At 40.5% G+C, this 2,437-nt stretch carries 3 protein-coding genes; all 3 read right to left on the reverse strand.

All coding sequences use genetic code 11. The features are described from left to right. Positions 1–1,127, reverse strand: a 1,127-nt coding sequence (locus IBX40_12690; protein MBE0525167.1) for a DEAD/DEAH box helicase, incomplete at its 3' end; no start/stop codon positions are given. After that, positions 1,124–1,828, reverse strand: coding sequence for a hypothetical protein (locus IBX40_12695; GenBank protein ID MBE0525168.1), 705 nt, complete (start codon positions 1,826–1,828; stop codon positions 1,124–1,126). The genes IBX40_12690 and IBX40_12695, both read right to left, overlap by 4 nt. A gap of 295 nt (positions 1,829–2,123) precedes the next feature. After that, positions 2,124–2,437 (reverse strand): hypothetical protein (locus tag IBX40_12700; protein ID MBE0525169.1); only part of this gene is annotated, 314 nt, incomplete at its 5' end.

The raw sequence follows: 2,437 nt of genomic DNA on the forward strand, positions 1-2,437 counted from the left end.
CGGAGCAGCAGCAACCTCAAAAGATATGCCACTTCAGCACCGGCAGTTCCCCGGTAGAGATGCAGTTCATCGATAATCAGATGGAATACTCTGTCTTCTCCTCCAGCCAGCCACTGCCGTGTTTTCTCGAATATCGCTTCATCTGTTTCGCGCATAAGCATAATGCTTAACATAGAAAAGTTTGTGATTAGGATGTCGGGCGGTGAATCTTGCATATCCCACCGGGAACGCATTTCAGATCCATCGAGTCTTGGAAAATAAAATATAGCATCATCTTTACCAGTTTTCTGAGCATGTTTTTCAGCATCTTTCGCAGCAGAATCCATTCCCTTCAAAGATTTTGTGAGCTTTTCTATTCTATTCTTATCTGGATTGCCATGTTTTGTAAATTCATGTCCTGGAACAGGTGTGCTACTGTTATAACGTCCGAAATATATCTTGTTCCCTTGCCGATCATTCTGGAACCACTTTCTGGCATCATCTGAATCGAGAGCTTTTCGAAGCCTGGTAAGCTGGTCTTCAACCAGGGCATTCATGGGATAGATAATAAGTGCGCGAACTGCTGCTTCACGCTTTTCATGACTGCGCTGGGGAATTCTATAAGTTTGCTGAATTCGATTATTTTCACTGATACATGAATTCTGCCATTGCGTATCATTCCACCAGCTATTGACACGGGGATCTGGAGTGCCTGGAGCTTCCCACTTGGATGATTCACGTGAAAGATAGGCAAACAGGGGAAGAAGGAATGACTCAGTTTTGCCTGAACCTGTGCCTGCAGTAACAATGCAATTATTGCAATCTAGTGTTTTTTTAAGCATTTCAACCTGGTGGGCATGTAGCTCATAGTCTTTGAACAAACCGCACGAAACTAAAGACTTAAAATAAGTTATTTCCAGTTCGTTCAGTCCTGGAAGATCTTCATCTGTTAAAGTTGAAATAGTCTTTCCAGATTTTTGGTATACTGGAAGGGGCTCTATCCACGGTTCCTGGCACATAACCCGTGGCTTTCGCAGAAGTGCTTCCCTTTCAGCTTCTATGGAGGGAAAGCGGGTACCAAATGCGGTCTTTATGTATAAAATAAAATTATCCCGGATTGTATCAAATGCACCGATTGGATCTTTCATGATATTGCCCCTCTTTTGTCAGGTGAAATACTGTGCGGTATTAAATCTTGTGATAATTTTTTTGAAATTATTTTAGCAATAGGCGGAGTGACGTCATAATAAATATCCATTTGATGCCCAGCAGGTAATCCTTTTATGGGGTCTTCGCCGATTGGTGCTGGCACTGGAGCCAATCCCGTACAAAGTGTGGCAGCTCGTGCTAAAAAACGGGGGAGAGGCACAGTTGACGGGACAGCTAATCGATGGTACCGTTCATCATAAATTATTACGTTCTTTTTTTGAGATGCAAGAATAATATATCTTCCCCAATCACGATCTACTTCGGCTGCCTGGTTATTATCCCACACCCAGTGCCTTCTTTGCTGATTCACAGGATTGACATAGGAAACGAGTTTTTGAATATTATCACAATTACGATTCGAAAATGTTAGTGAATCAGTAAAAAAAGTTTGTTTTTTCCAGTTAATATCATCTCTACGCTCATAGATAAGATCATCCATAATATTTTCAATTCCTACTGAAAAATTAACTAAAGACCATGCTACAGGTGTCTCCAGATAATGATATATTTGAGTAGCAAGTGATACATTTTTTATGTATTTATAATCAACTGCCTCTATGTAGATGGCTGAAGGCAAAAAAAAGTACTCATTGTTCTGTTGTGTTTCGCTAAATGAAATTGAATCACGATTTGTCCGCACGAAATTTTTGATCTCCTTAATTAATGATGGAACTCTGGCCCCGGTCAATATTGCTTTAGGAAGGCCAGATGTTGGCAATGCTACTAAAGAAGGTGAACAGGCAAAAACCCGGCGGTTATCAAAATCGAATTCACAATGACCCAGTGAATCGAAAAGCCTGATAGTTTGGCGCCGGACATAATTCAGGTCAACTTCTCGATTAGACATCCTCATTGATTGACTCAATCCATTAAAGGCAGTATTAAACTTGTCAATATTCATATCTCCAAATGTACTAATGGTTTGTAAAAGGAGATCAGACATGTTCTGCAAACTCCTGGCATTTTATCCACATATCCTTGATTGTTTTAATTTTTGGAGCATTTGTCCTCTTACGCCTATACCAGACAGCTTCCTTCCATTGTTTTATATTTCTCTTATCAGGTGTAGCAAAATCTTGTTTGGAATTATCTTCTGTGATGCCAAGTTGACCACAGAAATGGACATTCCAGCTATCCTTTCCAGACTTTGCAACTGCCCACACAGGATGCCAGTCTTCTGGCAATTTCTCGTTTGGCCATTCTACAATTTCACCAGGCTTGTTCCCTAAAAATACGATTGTTTTTGATA

The organism is Methanosarcinales archaeon, from assembly GCA_014859725.1.
Lineage (GTDB): Archaea > Halobacteriota > Methanosarcinia > Methanosarcinales > Methanocomedenaceae > Kmv04.